The sequence below is a fragment of the Agrobacterium sp. MS2 genome, assembly GCF_003261015.1.
Lineage (GTDB): Bacteria > Pseudomonadota > Alphaproteobacteria > Rhizobiales > Rhizobiaceae > Agrobacterium > Agrobacterium pusense.
Genome location: NZ_QLNF01000012.1, coordinates 511,018 through 526,334, shown reverse-complemented (window position 1 = coordinate 526,334; position 15,317 = coordinate 511,018). Strand labels below are relative to the sequence as shown.

Below are 15,317 nucleotides of genomic sequence, written 5' to 3'. Positions count from 1 at the left end.
ACGCTCCTCTTGCTGCGCCACTTTGTCGTCACTTGATGCAAGTCAAGGATGTTTCACCGCAGAGATGGGAGAAAGCAAGGAGATAAAAACCGGACTCCTATCATGAACATCTATCGCGCCGGACAGGAACGCCCGCAGCAGCCCGTTGAAAGGCTGGACGCGGAGGCCGTCAATTCCGCAAAAACGCGCAAACCGCTTTACGAAGCACGCAGGAAAATTTTTCCCAAGCGCGCGGAAGGTCGGTTCCGGCGGTTCAAATGGCTTGTCATGCTCGTCACGCTCGGCATTTATTATCTCACACCGTTCCTGCGTTGGGACCGTGGCCCCTATGCGCCAGATCAGGCAGTATTGATCGATATCGCCAATCGACGCTTTTATTTCTTTTTCATCGAAATCTGGCCGCAGGAATTTTTCTTCGTCGCGGGATTGCTGGTCATGGCGGGTTTGGGGCTGTTTCTCGTCACGTCCGCCGTGGGACGTGCATGGTGCGGTTACACCTGTCCCCAGACAGTGTGGGTGGACCTGTTTCTCGTCGTCGAAAGGGCGATCGAGGGTGACCGAAATGCACGCATGAAGCTGGACGTCGCGCCCCTTACAGTCGGCAAATTCCGCAAGCGAGTGTTGAAGCACGCGATCTGGCTGGCGATTGGCGCCCTGACCGGCGGCGCCTGGATTTTCTACTTCGCCGATGCGCCGACGCTGGCGCGGGAATTCGTCACCGGCCAGGCGCCCATGATTGCCTATTCGACCGTCGCCATCCTCACCGCCACGACCTATGTCTTTGGCGGGTTGATGCGGGAACAGGTCTGCACCTACATGTGCCCTTGGCCACGCATTCAGGCGGCGATGCTGGATGAGAATTCGCTTGTCGTCACCTATAACGACTGGCGCGGCGAGCCACGCTCGCGGCACGCCAAAAAGGCCACCGCAGCGGGGGAGAGCGTCGGCGATTGCGTCGATTGCAACGCTTGCGTCGCGGTCTGTCCCATGGGCATCGACATCAGGGACGGGCAGCAGCTGGAATGCATCACCTGCGCGCTCTGCATCGATGCCTGCGACGGGGTGATGGACAAGATCGGCAAGCCGCGTGGCCTGATCGCCTATGCCACGCTTGCCGAGTATCAATCCAACATGGCGCTCGCGACCGGCAACGGTCAGCACGCAATCCGCCCAGCCAACGTGCGTGAGGAAGACGGCAAGTTCAGCAAGCGCGTGCGCCACTTCAACTGGCGCATCATCTTCCGTCCGCGCACGCTGCTTTATACTGCCATCTGGGCGGCTGTCGGCATCGGCATGCTGTTTGCGCTGGTGACGCGCGAGCGGCTGGCGCTCAATGTTCTGCACGACCGCAATCCGCAATACGTGCTGGAATCGAACGGATCCATCCGCAACGGCTACACCGTGCGCATCCTCAACATGGTGCCGCAGCCGCGCACGATGAGCCTGACCATCAATGGCCTTCCTGATGCCGTGATGAAGATAAACGGTATGCCCGATGCGGCCGCGCGTGCCTTTGAGGTGACGGTGGAGCCGGATGAAGCGACGACGCTGAAGGTCTTCGTCACCCGGCCGGGCGGGCGCGTCGCTCGGGCCGCGGAAAATTTCGAGTTTATCGTCAGCGATACGGGCGGCCATGAGACGGCCCGCTATGACGCTGTTTTCAACGCTCCGGGAGCGACAAAATGACCGTGAACAATCGTCACACGTCCGGTTTCACTTTCACCGGCTGGCATATGCTGGGCGTCATGCTGCTGTTTTTCGGCACCGTCATCACCGTCAACATGGTGATGGCCTGGAACGCGGTCAACAGCTGGAGCGGGCTTGTCGTGCCGAATACCTATGTGGCCAGCCAGCAGTTCAACGCGAAGGCGGAAGCAGCCAAGGCGAGAGCGGCGACCGGCATAAAGGGTAAACTTGCGGTGGACGAAAGGACGGTCCGCTACGAGGTCTTTCATCCCGATACCGGCCCGGTCGATACCGATCAGTTGATCGCGCATTTTCGCCGGCCCGTTGGGGAACGCCAGAATTTCGACATGGAGCTGACCCCGGTTGCCAAAGGGGTCTTTACCGGCCCGCATGACATGCTGCCGGGTCAGTGGATCGTAGAAATTACAGCCGTCAAGAACGGCCGGATCATCGTGCACGAGGGCACGCGGATCGCCGTTGTCAGGGGGCGCCAATGAGCTGTTGTGCACCGGGGACAGAAGGATCGCTGCAGCTTGCCGATCCGGTCAATCCACCGTCGTCAGAGGAGCTGATGCTGGCAAGCCGTGATCTGGGGCAGGGTCTCCGCCAGACCGATCTCAGCGTGCCGGATGTTTATTGCGGCGCCTGCATCACCACCGTGGAGCGCGCGCTCGGCCGCTTGCCGCAGGTGGAGCGGGCGCGGTTGAACCTTTCGTCCAAGCGTGTTGCGATTGTCTGGAGAGAAGAGGTCGAGGGTGTCAGGACCGATCCCGCCGACCTTGCCCGCGCCATTCTGGCGACGGGATACCGCACGCATCTTTTCGCCAGTGGTCAGGACGCTTCCGACGCGTTGCGTTCGCAGCTGATCAGGGCGGTGGCGCTATGCGGCTTTGCCTCGGCCAATATCATGCTTTTGTCCGTTTCCGTCTGGTCCGGCGCGGATGCGGCGACGCGCGACATGTTTCACTGGATTTCGGCGATGATCGCCGCCCCGGCGCTGATCTACGGTGGGCGTTTCTTTTATCAGTCGGCCTGGAGCGCGCTGAAACACGGCCGCACAAACATGGACGTGCCGATCGCACTGGCCATCACGCTGTCCTATGCCGTTTCGCTGTGGGAGACGATCCACCACGGTGAACATGCCTGGTTCGATGCGACGGTGTCGCTGCTGTTCTTCCTGCTGATCGGCCGCACGCTCGATCACATCATGCGCGACAAGGCTCGTTCGGCGATTGCCGGGCTCGCCCGGCTCTCGCCACGGGGCGCGACCGTCCTCGGTGAGAACGGAACACGCGAATACCGCCCGCTTGCCGATATCGAGCCGGGAATGTCGATTGCGATAGCGGCAGGAGACCGTGTGGCGGTCGACGCGGTGGTCGAGAGTGGCAGCAGCGATCTCGACATGTCGATCGTCAATGGTGAAAGCGCGCCAAGGCGTGTTGCGGTGGGTGACAGCCTGCAGGCGGGTACGCTGAACCTTACCGGTTCGCTGGTGGCCCGGGTGACCGCCTCGGCCAGGGATTCATTCCTGTCGGAGGTCATCAGTCTGATGGAGGCGGCCGAAAGTGGGCGAGCGCGTTACCGCCGTATTGCCGACCGGGCCGCAAGCTATTATTCGCCCGTCGTCCATCTTCTGGCGCTTGTGTCGTTTCTCGGATGGGGTTTCTTCGGTGGCGACTGGAAACAGGCGATGCTGATCGCCATCGCGGTTCTCATCATCACCTGCCCCTGCGCGCTCGGCCTTGCCGTTCCCGTCGTGCAGGTGGTGGCCGCGGGAAGACTTTTCCGGCATGGGATCATGGTCAAGGAAGGGTCGGCCATGGAGCGACTGGCGGAGATCGATACCGTACTGTTCGACAAGACCGGCACATTGACCATCGGCAGGCCGCGACTGGTCGAGACGGGCGAGGTGAAGCCCGCCACCATGGCAATTGCGGCAGGACTTGCTGCCCATTCCCGCCACCCCCTCTCAAAAGCTCTGCATGCCGCCTACAGCGGCCCTTTGCCGGCGTATGAGACGGTGCATGAAATCCCGGGTTCGGGCGTCGAGGCGAAGACTGATGTGGGAACCTATCGGCTCGGTAACCGCCGTTTCGCGTGCCCGGATGATGAGGGTGCCGACAACGGCAACGCGCGGTCGGAGGTGGTGTTGTCACTCGATGGCCGCCTTCTGGCGAGCTTCGGTTTCGATGACAATCCGCGCGCAGGTGCGGCTGCGGCATTGCGCAGCCTGTCGGTGCGGGGTTTGGCTCAGGAAATCGTTTCGGGTGACCGGGCAGCAGCTGTCAGCGCCATGGCCGACCGGCTGGGGATCGCCAACTGGAGCGCGGACCTGTCGCCGAAGGACAAGGCGGCGCGTTGCGCCTCGCTTACCGGGGAAGGGCACAAAGTCCTGATGGTGGGAGACGGTATCAACGATGCGCCGGCGCTCGCCGCCGCACATGTTTCGATGGCGCCCGCCACCGCCGCCGATATCGGCCGGCAGGCCGCCGATTTTGTTTTTATGCAGGAGGACCTCGATGCCGTGCCTTTCGCGATCGAGACATCGCAGCAGGCCGGAAAGCTCATCCGGCAGAACTTCGCGCTTGCCATCGGCTATAATATCATTGCCGTGCCGATCGCGATTGCTGGTTATGCGACGCCGATGATCGCGGCCATCGCCATGTCGACATCGTCGCTGATCGTCGTCGCCAACGCATTGCGCCTCGCCGGATCGGTTGAATCCGCCGGTCGTCGGAATGAACCAGAGACCGGGTTTGCGGGCGAGGGGGCGCAACTGGCATGAATATGCTGATCTATCTCATTCCCGTTGCGCTGCTATTAGGCGCACTCGGACTTTTTGCCTTCCTCTGGTCGGTGCGTTCGGGCCAGTATGAGGACATGGAAGGGGCCGCCTGGCGGGCGCTGGACGATGGTGATAACCGGCCGCGAACCTCGATTTCGAATAGGCCGTGACCTGCCGCAAATATGCAAAGCTGATTTGCGTCATCAAAATTTAATCGTTTCAGTCACGCCCAGCCTTGCCGTTTGGTGATTACAGTGCCACAACACGACCACCAAAAAGCAAGATGGAGGCACATCCGTGGAACAGGCAGAAATCGGTTTGATCGGTCTCGGCGTCATGGGCTCTAACCTGGCGCTCAACATCGCCGAAAAGGGCAACAAGATCGCCGTATTCAACCGAACCCCTGAAGCGACGAGAAAATTCTACGCTGAAGCCGGCGAGTTGCAGGGACAATTGATCCCTTGCGAAACCATCGAGGAATTCGTTGCCGCCATTCGTCCTCCGCGCCCGATCATCATCATGATCAAGGCTGGCGATCCGGTCGACCAGCAGATGGAAATCCTGAAGCCGCATCTTTCGAACGGCGACATCATGATCGATGCGGGCAATGCGAATTTCCGCGACACGATCCGCCGTTTCGACAATCTGAAGGACAGCGGCCTCACCTTTATCGGCATGGGCGTTTCGGGTGGCGAAGAGGGCGCGCGTCATGGACCGTCCATCATGGTTGGCGGCACCGAGGACAGCTGGAAGCGCGTCGAGAAAGTGCTCACCTCCATCTCCGCCAAATATAATGACGATCCGTGCGTGGCATGGCTCGGAAATGATGGTGCTGGCCACTTCGTCAAGACCATCCATAATGGTATCGAATATGCCGACATGCAGATGATCGCGGAAATCTACGGCATCCTGCGTGACGGTCTGAAGATGAGCGCTGCCGAAATCGCCGATGTGTTCGGTGAATGGAACAAGGGCCGTCTTAATTCCTACCTGATCGAAATCACCGAAAAGGTTCTGCGCGCCGCCGATCCGATCACCGGCAAACCGATGGTCGATCTGATCCTCGACAAGGCCGGCCAGAAGGGCACGGGCAAGTGGTCCGTCATCGAGGCGCAGAACATGGGCGTCGCCGCAACCGCCATCGAAGCGGCCGTGGCTGCCCGTATTCTCTCCTCGCAGAAGGATGAGCGCGAAGCTGCCGAGAAAATCTTTGGCCTTCCGGCCCTTGCAACTGCACCGGCCGACAGGAAGGCCTTCATCGCCGATCTGGAAAGCGCGCTTCTGGCCGCCAAGGTCGGTGCCTATGCGCAGGGCTTCGCCATCATGTCGGCCGCTTCGAAGGAGTTCAACTGGAACCTGCCGATGCCGACGATTGCCCGCATCTGGCGCGCCGGCTGCATCATCCGCTCGGAGTTCCTCGATGAAATCACCTCGGCCTTTACCAAGGATCCGCATGTGGCCAACCTCATCGTGACGCCGGCTTTCTCCGCTATCGTCAAGGAAACCGATGCGCCGCTACGCCGCGTCGTTTCTTACGCTGCCCTGTCGGGCCTGCCGGTTTCGGCGCTGGCCTCTGCACTCGGCTATTTCGATGCCTATCGTCGCGGCCGCGGCAGCGCCAACCTTATCCAGGCGCAGCGCGACTTCTTCGGCGCCCATGGCTTCGAACGCACCGACGGCGTGGACAAGCCGCATGGCCCGTGGGGCAGCGGCGCCGATATTTTCTGATCGGCCATTGGATAAAGATAAAGGCCCGCGCAAGCGGGCCTTTTTCATTTCACCGGTGCTTGGAATTAGCGAGCGGCGGCAAGGCCGACGATCAGGCCGCTGACGGCATTGATGAGCAGGAACTGGTTGTCAACGCGCACCCAGCGCTGGTCGCGGCGCGGTTCGGCCAGGCGGTAACGGCGATAATCGCGACGATCGACGAAATGACGACGCTCTGCTGGCGAGAGGCGCTGACCACGATCCCAACGGTGCTTCTTGACGATGACCTTTTTCGTGACATGACGCTCGACGGTGACGCCGCGGTGGCGATCATCGTGACGGCCCTGCGCCTGAGCCATCGGGGCCGCGAGAACGGTTGCAGCCAGAAGAATGGTGACGAACTTTTTCATGGAAGTTTCCTCTCGTGTTTCAATGAGAAGAACTTACGAACAAACGAATGAACGGAAACTGAATTTAAAATTACAATTATGTAATGGTTGTTAAGGCTTAGAGGCAGGAGTTAATCTTTTGTTTTGAAGTTTCTTGACGCGGTGGGACCGCCCGGAATAACCGGGCGGTCTCTCCTCGGTCAGACGCGTTCGGCAGATTTTGCCCAGAGGTTGATATCAGCGTCCTTGGCGTAGCGGTCGATTTCAGCGAGTTCTTCGGTCGTGAAATCCGGTTTGTCCAGCGCTTTCACACAGTCTTCAACCTGCTCGACGCGGCTGGCGCCGATCAGCGCCGAGGTGATGCGACCGCCGCGCAGCACCCAGGCGATGGCCATCTGCGCCAGTGTCTGGCCACGCCGCTCGGCAATGCCGTTCAGCGCCCGGATGTTCTCGACATTACGTTCATTGAGGAAAGCCGGGTTGAGCGACTTGCTCTGCGATGCGCGGCTGCCATCAGGCACGCCGCCGAGATATTTCGTCGTCAGCATGCCCTGCGCCAGCGGCGAGAAGACGATGGAGCCGATGCCTAGTTCCTCCAGCGTATCAACGAGACCATCTTCTTCAATCCAGCGGTTGATCATCGAATAGCTCGGCTGGTGGATGATGCAGGGCGTGCCGAGGTCCTTCAGGATCGCGGCGGCCTCACGGGTGCGCTTAGAGTTATAGGAGGAAATGCCGACATAAAGCGCCTTGCCCGAGCGGACGATCTGGTCAAGCGCACCACAGGTTTCCTCAAGCGGCGTGTTGGGATCGAAACGGTGAGAATAGAAGATATCGACGTAATCCAGCCCCATGCGTTTCAGGCTCTGGTCGCAGGAGGCGATAAGATATTTGCGGCTGCCCCATTCGCCGTAAGGACCAGGCCACATGTTGTAACCTGCCTTGGAGGAGATGATCATCTCGTCACGATAACCCCGGAAATCCGTCCTCAGGATTTCGCCGAAGGCGGTCTCGGCGCTGCCGGGCGGCGGGCCATAATTGTTGGCGAGGTCGAAATGGGTAATGCCGAGATCAAATGCACGGCGGCAGATGGCCTGTTTCGTCTGATGCGGCGTATCGTTGCCGAAATTATGCCAGAGTCCCAGCGAGATCTCCGGTAGTTTCAGTCCGGTTTTGCCGCAATGATTGTATTTCATGGACGTGTAACGGTTTTCGGCCGGTTGCCAAACCATGGGTCTTCCTCCACTTGCTGATGATCGGCTGCCGAAGAACCCGGCAACCATTTGAACTGATGAGGGCAGGCCGCGAAGCCTGTCTTCCCGAACAGGATGGTTATGCCTTTCTCCGCATCGTTTCAATGCGGGGACTGGCAGCCATGAAGATCGAAGACACGGAAGTGCGGCTGTCCGCCGCCCGCTTTCGGGGTGAAGATGATACGCCGCGTTTCGCCGGCAGCGAGATCGAAATGGTTGTCGGAATAACGCCCGGGCTGATCTGCCTCCAGCATGACGAAGAGCGCAAGCCCGCTTGCGGTGACATCTATTTCGAACTGCCCGTTTTTCAGTGAGCTGGTGGTGAGTGTCAGACCGGCGGGCAGAAGTTCCAGCGCTTTATAGGTGTCGCGCACATGGTGGCCTTCGCCGGTCATGCCGTTGGAGGCGATGAAGCTCCAGGCAAGGATGGTGCCGTCAGGCAGGCTGCTCATGTCGATGTCGGTCAGCGTAGCGGCCTTGTCGGTCGTGCAGGTGCCGTTGGCGGATTTCAACGGCACTCGGTTGCCGTCCATGGTCAGGGCAACGATATTCATGTCGATCTCGACGTCTTCCGCCGTGTCATTCACCATGGAGAAGTTTATTCGGCGTCCATCCTCCGCAGGGATAGCCGAAACCGTGACAGGCTGGAAGAAGCGGCGGGCGGCATAATGCAGCGCCTTCCAGCCGCCGCCATAATCGAGGCTTGACCACGAGGCGACCGGCCAAGTGTCGTTCAGCTGCCAGTATAGCGTTCCCATGCAATGCGGCTTCAGCGAGCGCCAGTAATCGACGGCCGTGCGGATAGCCAATGCCTGCTGGACCTGGCTCAGATAAACGAAATTCTCGAAGTCCTTTGGGAAGCGGAAGTAGCGGAACATCGTACCGGCGATCCGCTCGTTGCCGCCGGCATTTTTCTGGTGCAGTTCGATGACGGGGGAGGCGATGTTCATATCCGTGTCTTCCGCATAGGTGCGGATGACCGGCATGGAGGTGTAGGACTGGAAACCGAATTCCGAGCAGAAACGCGGCTTCACCGAACGGTAATTGTCGAATGACTTGTTCTCGTGCCACACGGACCAGTAATGCATGTCGCCGGAACCATCCGCGTGCCAGGCATCGCCATAATCGAGATAACCGGAGGCGGGGCTTGATGGCCACCACAGCGCTTCGGGAGCGGCCTTTTTCAGGGCCTTTTCAATGGTGCGGTTCAGTCGGTCATAAGCCACAAGGTATCGGTCGCGATTGTTGCGGGACTCATCGAACCAGGTCAGTGCACCCACCAGCTCGTTATCGCCGCACCAGAGCGCGATGGAAGGATGCGAGGAGAGGCGTTTCACCTGATAATCAACCTCATGTTCGACATTATCGAGAAAATCCTCGCTGCAGGGATAAAGATTGCAGGCGAACATGAAGTCCTGCCACACCAGCAGGCCAAGACGGTCGCAGAGATCGTAGAACCAGTCTTCCTCATAAAATCCGCCGCCCCAGACCCGGATCATGTTCATGTTAGCCTCGACCGCGGAGCAGAGGAGGTCTTCGGTCTTTTCCCGGCTGGTGAGCGAATAGAGCGCATCTGCGGGAATCCAGTTGGCACCGCGGCAGAAGATTTCCCGGCCGTTGATGCGGAACGCGAAGCGGCTGCCGGCATCATCCTTATCGGTCAGAAGCTCGATGGTCCTGAAGCCGATCTGCCGGGTCACAGTCTCATCGGGCAGCTCCACCATCAGCGTGTAGAGCGTCTGCTCGCCACTGCCGGCAGGCCACCAGAGCTCCGGATTTTCCAAGAAGAAGACGTGACGCACCACGGTTTCGCCTGCGCCGACGCCGCAATCGAGCCTCAGCCTTTCATCGTTGAGAGACAGATAAACCGGCAGGCTTGCCGGTCCCTCGGCAAAGAGGGTGACGGCCACATGCAGCTCGACGCCGCCGTCGATATGGCGCTGTGAGGTAACGACATGCTCAATCCGGGCCGTATCGAGCCGTTTCAGCAGGATTTTGCCGTAAAGCCCGAGTGGCGCGATCGCGATGTTCCAGTCCCAGCCGAAATGGCATTGCGGCTTGCGCAGCATATTGCCATTGGCGATAGGCGAATTCCCCGGGTGATAGGGTATATAAAACGGCTGGCGCGCCTGGCGCTCCGCCCCGGCGGCTATATTGGAGTGAAAATGGATGCGAATGGTGTTTTCACCGGGGCGCACTGCACGGGAAATGTCAGGGCGGTAGCGACGGAAGCAATTGTCCGCGCTGAGCACCGGAACGTCGTTCACGAAGACAATCGCGACGGTGTCGAGATAGTCGATGTCGAGATACCAGCTTGCGTCCGCCTCATCGAGGATGAACGTTCGCTCAAGAACCCAGTCTTGTTGGGCCACCCATTGCACAGCCTTTTCATTGGCTCCGTGGTAGGGATCTGGAATGATGCCCGCATCTTTGAGAGCCGTATGGATATCCCCAGGGACGGTAAGCTCGGTCGTATGATCTCTGTCCACTGATGTCAGGCGCCAGAGCCCTGCCAGATCGATGACGGTTTCGGGCGTGGAGGAAGAAATCATGACGGGACCCTGCATTTATGAATTCAAATAAGGAAGCCGGCATTGTGATGCAGGCTTGTGTCAGAATCTGGGGAGGATGGACGCCGCAAGTGGCTAAACGCCCGCTTGCTCGGTCTCATGATACCCTCCCTTCGGCAACGTTACCGTAAAACCTCCATTCCGTCATGTCTTTCAGGTACAACATATGTCAGGAAAAATTTCTGGAACGGCGCATCAATTGCGGCCGGATGGATCGTTCTAAATGTTATTTTATTTTTCTATTTTATATCAATAAGTTATTATTATTTTTAAATGTTTATGATTAAATCATATATTGGCTACGCAGCCATCACGGGCGGGCGAGAGAAAAGCGCAGTAAGAACCGGACATTTTTTCGAGCTACATCGTTATAGCCCAAACAGGGGCTCCCGCGCGGAAAGCGGATCCCGGTTGAGGACCTTTGCCTTTGCAACGACGTAAAAGCTATCTATGATCACCGTTCGGTCAAGCATGGCGAAATGACATGAACGATACTGGTAAATCCGGCGGGAGCGAAGCGCCCGTGACGACGGGCGAGCGCCCGACCCTAAAGACCATCGCTTACATGACGGGCCTCGGCATCACCACCGTTTCGCGCGCGCTCAAGGATGCGCCTGATATCGGCGCGGAGACAAAGGAGCGCGTGCGGCTGATTGCCCGCCAGATCGGCTATCAGCCAAACCGCGCCGGCGTGCGCCTTCGCACCGGCAAGACCAATGTGATTGCCCTCGTTCTCAGCGTCGATGAAGAGCTGATGGGTTTTACCAGCCAGATGGTGTTCGGCATCACCGAGGTTTTGTCCTCGACCCAATATCATCTGGTCGTAACGCCCCATATCCACGCCAAGGATTCCATGGTGCCGATCCGCTACATTCTCGAAACGGGGTCGGCGGATGGCGTCATCATTTCTAAGATCGAACCCAACGATCCGCGAGTCCGTTTCATGACGGAGCGCAAGATGCCCTTCGTCACCCATGGACGTTCGGACATGGGCATCGACCATGCCTTTCATGATTTTGACAATGAAGCCTACGCCTACGAAGCGGTTGAGCGATTGGCTCAATGCGGACGCAGGAAGATCGCCGTCATCGTGCCGCCGTCACGTTTTTCGTTTCACGACCACGCTCGCAAGGGGTTTAATCGGGCAATTAGGGATTTCGGCCTTACCGAATTTCCCTTGGACACCGTTACAATCGAAACGCCGCTGGAAAAAATCCGCGATTTCGGTCAGAGGCTCATGCAGTCCGATGATCGTCCCGATGGCATCGTTTCGATCAGTGGCAGTAGCACCATCGCGCTGGTGGCCGGGTTCGAGGCCGCGGGCGTGAAAATCGGAAAGGACATCGACATCGTCTCGAAACAGTCCGCCGAATTCCTGAACTGGATCAAGCCGCAGATCCATACCGTCAATGAAGATATCAAACTGGCGGGCAGGGAGCTTGCGAAAGCCCTTTTGGCCCGCATCAACGGCGCGTCCGCGGAAACTCTGCAGAGCATCAGCCGCCCGGTCTGGTCCTCCATGGCGCCGAAGCCTTAAGGCACACGCAAGAACGAGCCGGCATGGCGCATTGGCCATGCCAGGCTTGATGAGGTGCCCATCAGGACAAACAATTCTTCAGCGACCCGGCGATACCGCGCATCAGCTTGAAGTAAAGCTCCGGGCCTGGCTCCAGCGTTGCCGCTTCCGGATCAAGCGTAGCCGACTTCGCTGCCGTACCTTCGGTGATGACCGAGACCAGCTTAGGCTCGAATTGCGGTTCGGCAAAAACGCAGGTCGCGCCGAGCTGGCGAACCTTTTCTTGCATCTGTTTGACGCGATCCGCGCCCGGCAGGGTTTCGGGGCTGACGGTGATCGACCCCGCCGTCTTCACGCCATAGCGATGTTCGAAATATTGGTAGGCGTCGTGGAAGACAATGAACGGCTTGTCCTTCACCGGCTGAACCGTTTTGGCCAGTTCGGCGTCAAGTGTATCGAGATCATCGATCAGCTTCTTTGTGTTGGACTGATAGATCGCGGCATTGCCGGGATCGGCCGCGATCAGCGCGGTTTCGATTGCCTGGGCCATGGCCTTGGCATTGGCGGGGTCAAGCCAGAGATGTGTGTCATAGGTGCCATGCTCATGGGCATCGTGGCTCTCACCGTCGTGACCGGCGTGACCGCCTCCGTCATGCTCGTGACCATGCTCGTGCGCGTCCGGCTTTTCGGTATGACCGTCATTCGCCTCATGGCCTTCTTCGCCATGATCATGCGCTTCAAAGGGCCCCCCTTCACGGAAGGGCAGCTTTTCCAGCCCCTTGGCATCTTCCAGTTCCACAACAGTCGCCTTGGCGGCCAGCGCTTCCAGCGGCTTCTCCAGAAATGCTTCCAGTCCGGGACCCACCCAGAAAACCACATCCGCCGTTTCGAGCTTGCGTGCATTCGACGGACGGAGATTATAGGTATGCGGCGAGGCCGCGCCATCGACGATGAGCTGTGGTTCCCCGACACCTTGCATGATGGCCGCAACGAGGGAGTGGACGGGCTTGATCGACACCACGACCTCGGGTGCAGCGGTGGCGCCGGAAGCGGCGACCGCGATTGCCATGGAGGCCGCGAGCGGGATCAGGATCGATTTCATGAAATGCACTCCACTTGAAGAACGTTAGTTATGTTATTACATTTATTGCGTAACTCTATAACGTATGCGATAGCGGTAAGCAACATCGCCAAACGGACAATCCCATGCTTCATTCCGCCCATTCGGGTAACGAGATACTGGTCTCCCTTGCCAATGCCGGCGTCCAGCGCAACGGCCGCTGGCTGGTGCGCGGCGTGGAGTTTTCCGTCAGCAAGGGCGAGATCGTCACACTGATCGGGCCGAACGGATCAGGCAAGTCCACGAGCGCGAAAATGGCGATTGGTGTCGTCAAACCAACCGAGGGGGTGGTTACCCGCAAGGCTGGTCTGAAAGTGGGCTATGTGCCGCAGAAGCTTTCGGTCGACTGGACAATGCCGCTTTCGGTGCGCCGACTGATGACACTGACAGGACCGCTCGCTGCCCGCGAAATAGACGCCGCTCTGAATGCGACCGGTATCGCGCATCTTGCCAATGCCGAGGTGCAGCATCTGTCCGGTGGCGAGTTCCAACGCGCGCTTCTTGCCCGCGCCATTGCCCGCAAGCCCGACCTTCTGGTTCTTGACGAACCCGTGCAGGGGGTGGACTTCTCCGGCGAGATCGCGCTTTATGATCTGATAAAAAATATCAGGAATTCAAATAATTGCGGAATTCTGTTAATCTCGCATGATCTGCATGTAGTGATGGCGGAAACCGATACGGTGATATGCCTCAACGGCCATGTCTGCTGCCGCGGCACACCGCAGGCGGTGAGCCAGAGTCCGGAATATATGCGCCTGTTCGGCGGCGCGGCGGCGAAGGGGCTGGCCGTCTACAGTCACCATCATGATCACACCCATTTGCCGGACGGCCGGGTGCAACATGCGGATGGCACGGTGACGGACCATTGCCACCCCGAGGATGGTCACCATCACGGGCATGATCTTCATCATGACCACGGGCATGACCATCATGACCACGGCCACCGCCACGATGATCATGGAGAATGCGGCTGCGGCCATGAACGTGACGACGACGCCCACCTTAACCAGCGGCAGGGAGAACGCCATGTTTGACGATTTCTTCGTCCGCGCCATGGTCGCCGGCATTGGGGTTGCATTGACAGCCGGTCCGCTTGGCTGCTTTGTCGTCTGGCGGCGCATGGCCTATTTTGGCGATACCATGGCCCATTCGGCGCTTCTGGGTGTTGCCCTGTCTCTGCTGCTGCAGCTGAACCTCATTGTCAGCGTGTTTCTGGTCGCGTCGGCCGTGTCGCTCCTTTTGATTTTCCTGCAACGGCGGCAGGCGCTGTCCGCCGATGCGCTGCTGGGCATCCTGTCCCACTCCGCATTGGCGATCGGCCTTGTCATCGTTGCCTTCATGAGCTGGGTCCGCATCGATCTCGTCTCGTTCCTGTTCGGCGACATTCTCGCCGTCACCCGCAGCGATATTGCACTGATCTGGGGCGGCGGACTGGTTGTCATCGTCTCCATGGTGTTCCTGTGGCGATCGCTGCTTGCCTCCACCGTCAATACGGAGCTGGCGGAAGCCGAGGGGCTGAAACCGGAACGGGCGAAATTGATCTTCACGTTGCTGATGGCGCTGGTGATCGCCATCGCGATGAAGGTGGTCGGTATCATGCTCATCACATCGCTGCTCATCATACCGGCTGCGACCGCCAGACGTTTCTCCGCTACACCGGAGGTAATGGCGGTGGTGGCTTCGCTGATCGGTGCGGTTGCCGTTGTTGGCGGCCTCTTCGGATCGCTCACCTATGATACACCGTCCGGTCCATCCATCGTGGTTGCCGCGGTGATCCTCTTCGTTATAAGCCTGTTGCCGGCGCCGGGTTTGTCCCGCTCCGCGGATGAAGGAGGCAAGTCATGAATGCGCAGACCCAGCAGAACCTCACCAAGAACCAGTCGCTGGTCATGAACGCCCTTTCAAACGCGCATCAGCCGCTCAGCGCCTATATGATCCTCGACAAGTTGCGCGATGATGGTTTCCGCGCGCCGCTGCAGGTCTATCGGGCGCTGGAAAAACTGGTGGAATATGGCCTTGTGCACCGGCTGGAGAGCCTTAACGCCTTCGTCGCCTGCACCCATACCCAGGCGGAGTGCTGCTCCAGTCACCATGGCACCGTCGCCTTCGCCATCTGCGAGTCCTGCGGGCAGGTCACGGAATTCCACGATCACGAGATCGATCACCGGCTGGAGCGCTGGGTGAAGGACAGCAAGTTCAAAGCGGAAAAGACCACCATCGAAATCCGCGGTCTTTGCGCCGCCTGCTCGGCCTGACGGACGATGGATGGAATGGGTATTGTTGCCCGCTCC

At 59.1% G+C, this 15,317-nt stretch carries 13 protein-coding genes; 9 read left to right on the top strand and 4 right to left on the bottom strand.

Annotated features, from left to right (window positions below; all coding sequences use genetic code 11):
* Positions 1 to 102: 102 nt before the first annotated feature.
* From ccoG to gnd, 5 genes are all read left to right on the top strand, one after another.
* The gene (gene ccoG, locus DOU54_RS07340) at positions 103 to 1,686 is read left to right on the top strand and encodes a cytochrome c oxidase accessory protein CcoG (protein ID WP_113380629.1); all 1,584 of its coding nucleotides are present in this window, start codon (positions 103 to 105) and stop codon (positions 1,684 to 1,686) included.
* Positions 1,683 to 2,183 (top strand): FixH family protein, encoded by a 501-nt coding sequence (locus tag DOU54_RS07335; protein WP_112554868.1) that lies wholly within the window; start codon positions 1,683 to 1,685, stop codon positions 2,181 to 2,183. The genes ccoG and DOU54_RS07335 overlap by 4 nt, the downstream gene beginning before the upstream one ends.
* Positions 2,180 to 4,471 carry a cation-translocating P-type ATPase gene (locus DOU54_RS07330; RefSeq protein WP_113380628.1) on the top strand — a complete coding sequence of 764 codons (2,292 nt, stop codon included), beginning with the start codon at positions 2,180 to 2,182 and terminating at the stop codon, positions 4,469 to 4,471. Before DOU54_RS07335 ends, DOU54_RS07330 begins: the two co-directional genes overlap by 4 nt.
* Positions 4,468 to 4,641, top strand: coding sequence for a cbb3-type cytochrome oxidase assembly protein CcoS (gene ccoS, locus DOU54_RS07325; protein WP_112765787.1), 174 nt, complete (start codon positions 4,468 to 4,470; stop codon positions 4,639 to 4,641). Before DOU54_RS07330 ends, ccoS begins: the two co-directional genes overlap by 4 nt.
* A 127-nt stretch (positions 4,642 to 4,768) precedes the next feature.
* Positions 4,769 to 6,199: an NADP-dependent phosphogluconate dehydrogenase gene (gnd, locus tag DOU54_RS07320; protein ID WP_035208854.1), complete on the top strand. Its 1,431-nt coding sequence runs from the start codon at positions 4,769 to 4,771 to the stop codon at positions 6,197 to 6,199.
* Between the two features lie 65 nt (positions 6,200 to 6,264).
* On the opposite strand, the gene DOU54_RS07315 is transcribed toward gnd, so the two are convergent.
* The 3 genes from DOU54_RS07315 to DOU54_RS07305 form a co-directional block, all read right to left on the bottom strand.
* Complete coding sequence (locus DOU54_RS07315; protein WP_004441687.1) at positions 6,265 to 6,588, bottom strand: RcnB family protein; 324 nt, start codon at positions 6,586 to 6,588, stop codon at positions 6,265 to 6,267.
* A gap of 179 nt (positions 6,589 to 6,767) precedes the next feature.
* Complete coding sequence (gene mgrA / locus DOU54_RS07310) at positions 6,768 to 7,799, bottom strand: L-glyceraldehyde 3-phosphate reductase (protein ID WP_113731008.1); 1,032 nt, start codon at positions 7,797 to 7,799, stop codon at positions 6,768 to 6,770.
* A 122-nt stretch (positions 7,800 to 7,921) separates the two neighbouring features.
* Positions 7,922 to 10,372: a beta-mannosidase gene (locus tag DOU54_RS07305; RefSeq protein ID WP_244404997.1), complete on the bottom strand. Its 2,451-nt coding sequence runs from the start codon at positions 10,370 to 10,372 to the stop codon at positions 7,922 to 7,924.
* Between the two features lie 502 nt (positions 10,373 to 10,874).
* On the opposite strand from DOU54_RS07305, the gene DOU54_RS07300 reads away from it, so the two are divergent.
* Positions 10,875 to 11,927, top strand: a complete 1,053-nt coding sequence (locus tag DOU54_RS07300) for a LacI family transcriptional regulator (RefSeq protein WP_113380626.1) — start codon at positions 10,875 to 10,877, stop codon at positions 11,925 to 11,927.
* Between the two features lie 61 nt (positions 11,928 to 11,988).
* On the opposite strand, the gene znuA is transcribed toward DOU54_RS07300, so the two are convergent.
* Positions 11,989 to 13,008 carry a zinc ABC transporter substrate-binding protein ZnuA gene (znuA, locus tag DOU54_RS07295; protein WP_107339691.1) on the bottom strand — a complete coding sequence of 340 codons (1,020 nt, stop codon included), beginning with the start codon at positions 13,006 to 13,008 and terminating at the stop codon, positions 11,989 to 11,991.
* Between the two features lie 104 nt (positions 13,009 to 13,112).
* Between znuA and znuC the strand changes: the two genes are divergently transcribed.
* From znuC to zur, 3 genes are read left to right on the top strand one after another with little or no spacing between them, the layout of a single operon-like run.
* Positions 13,113 to 14,060 carry a zinc ABC transporter ATP-binding protein ZnuC gene (gene znuC / locus DOU54_RS07290; RefSeq protein ID WP_113380625.1) on the top strand — a complete coding sequence of 316 codons (948 nt, stop codon included), beginning with the start codon at positions 13,113 to 13,115 and terminating at the stop codon, positions 14,058 to 14,060.
* On the top strand, positions 14,053 to 14,871 hold the full coding sequence (gene znuB / locus DOU54_RS07285) for a zinc ABC transporter permease subunit ZnuB (RefSeq protein ID WP_004441703.1): 819 nt from the start codon (positions 14,053 to 14,055) through the stop codon (positions 14,869 to 14,871). The genes znuC and znuB overlap by 8 nt, the downstream gene beginning before the upstream one ends.
* Complete coding sequence (zur, locus tag DOU54_RS07280; RefSeq protein WP_004441705.1) at positions 14,868 to 15,281, top strand: zinc uptake transcriptional repressor Zur; 414 nt, start codon at positions 14,868 to 14,870, stop codon at positions 15,279 to 15,281. Before znuB ends, zur begins: the two co-directional genes overlap by 4 nt.
* The last annotated feature ends 36 nt before the right edge of the window (positions 15,282 to 15,317 follow it).

Excerpts from the sequence above, each read along its gene's own strand:
- mgrA (WP_113731008.1), bottom strand. The coding sequence starts at position 7,799 with ATGGTTTGGCAACCGGCCGAAAACCGTTACACGTCCATGAAATACAAT.
- ccoG (WP_113380629.1), top strand. The coding sequence starts at position 103 with ATGAACATCTATCGCGCCGGACAGGAACGCCCGCAGCAGCCCGTTGAA.
- DOU54_RS07335 (WP_112554868.1), top strand. The coding sequence starts at position 1,683 with ATGACCGTGAACAATCGTCACACGTCCGGTTTCACTTTCACCGGCTGG.
- DOU54_RS07305 (WP_244404997.1), bottom strand. The coding sequence starts at position 10,372 with ATGATTTCTTCCTCCACGCCCGAAACCGTCATCGATCTGGCAGGGCTC.
- DOU54_RS07315 (WP_004441687.1), bottom strand. The coding sequence starts at position 6,588 with ATGAAAAAGTTCGTCACCATTCTTCTGGCTGCAACCGTTCTCGCGGCC.
- ccoS (WP_112765787.1), top strand. The coding sequence starts at position 4,468 with ATGAATATGCTGATCTATCTCATTCCCGTTGCGCTGCTATTAGGCGCA.
- znuC (WP_113380625.1), top strand. The coding sequence starts at position 13,113 with ATGCTTCATTCCGCCCATTCGGGTAACGAGATACTGGTCTCCCTTGCC.
- zur (WP_004441705.1), top strand. The coding sequence starts at position 14,868 with ATGAATGCGCAGACCCAGCAGAACCTCACCAAGAACCAGTCGCTGGTC.
- znuB (WP_004441703.1), top strand. The coding sequence starts at position 14,053 with ATGTTTGACGATTTCTTCGTCCGCGCCATGGTCGCCGGCATTGGGGTT.
- DOU54_RS07300 (WP_113380626.1), top strand. The coding sequence starts at position 10,875 with ATGAACGATACTGGTAAATCCGGCGGGAGCGAAGCGCCCGTGACGACG.
- DOU54_RS07330 (WP_113380628.1), top strand. The coding sequence starts at position 2,180 with ATGAGCTGTTGTGCACCGGGGACAGAAGGATCGCTGCAGCTTGCCGAT.
- znuA (WP_107339691.1), bottom strand. The coding sequence starts at position 13,008 with ATGAAATCGATCCTGATCCCGCTCGCGGCCTCCATGGCAATCGCGGTC.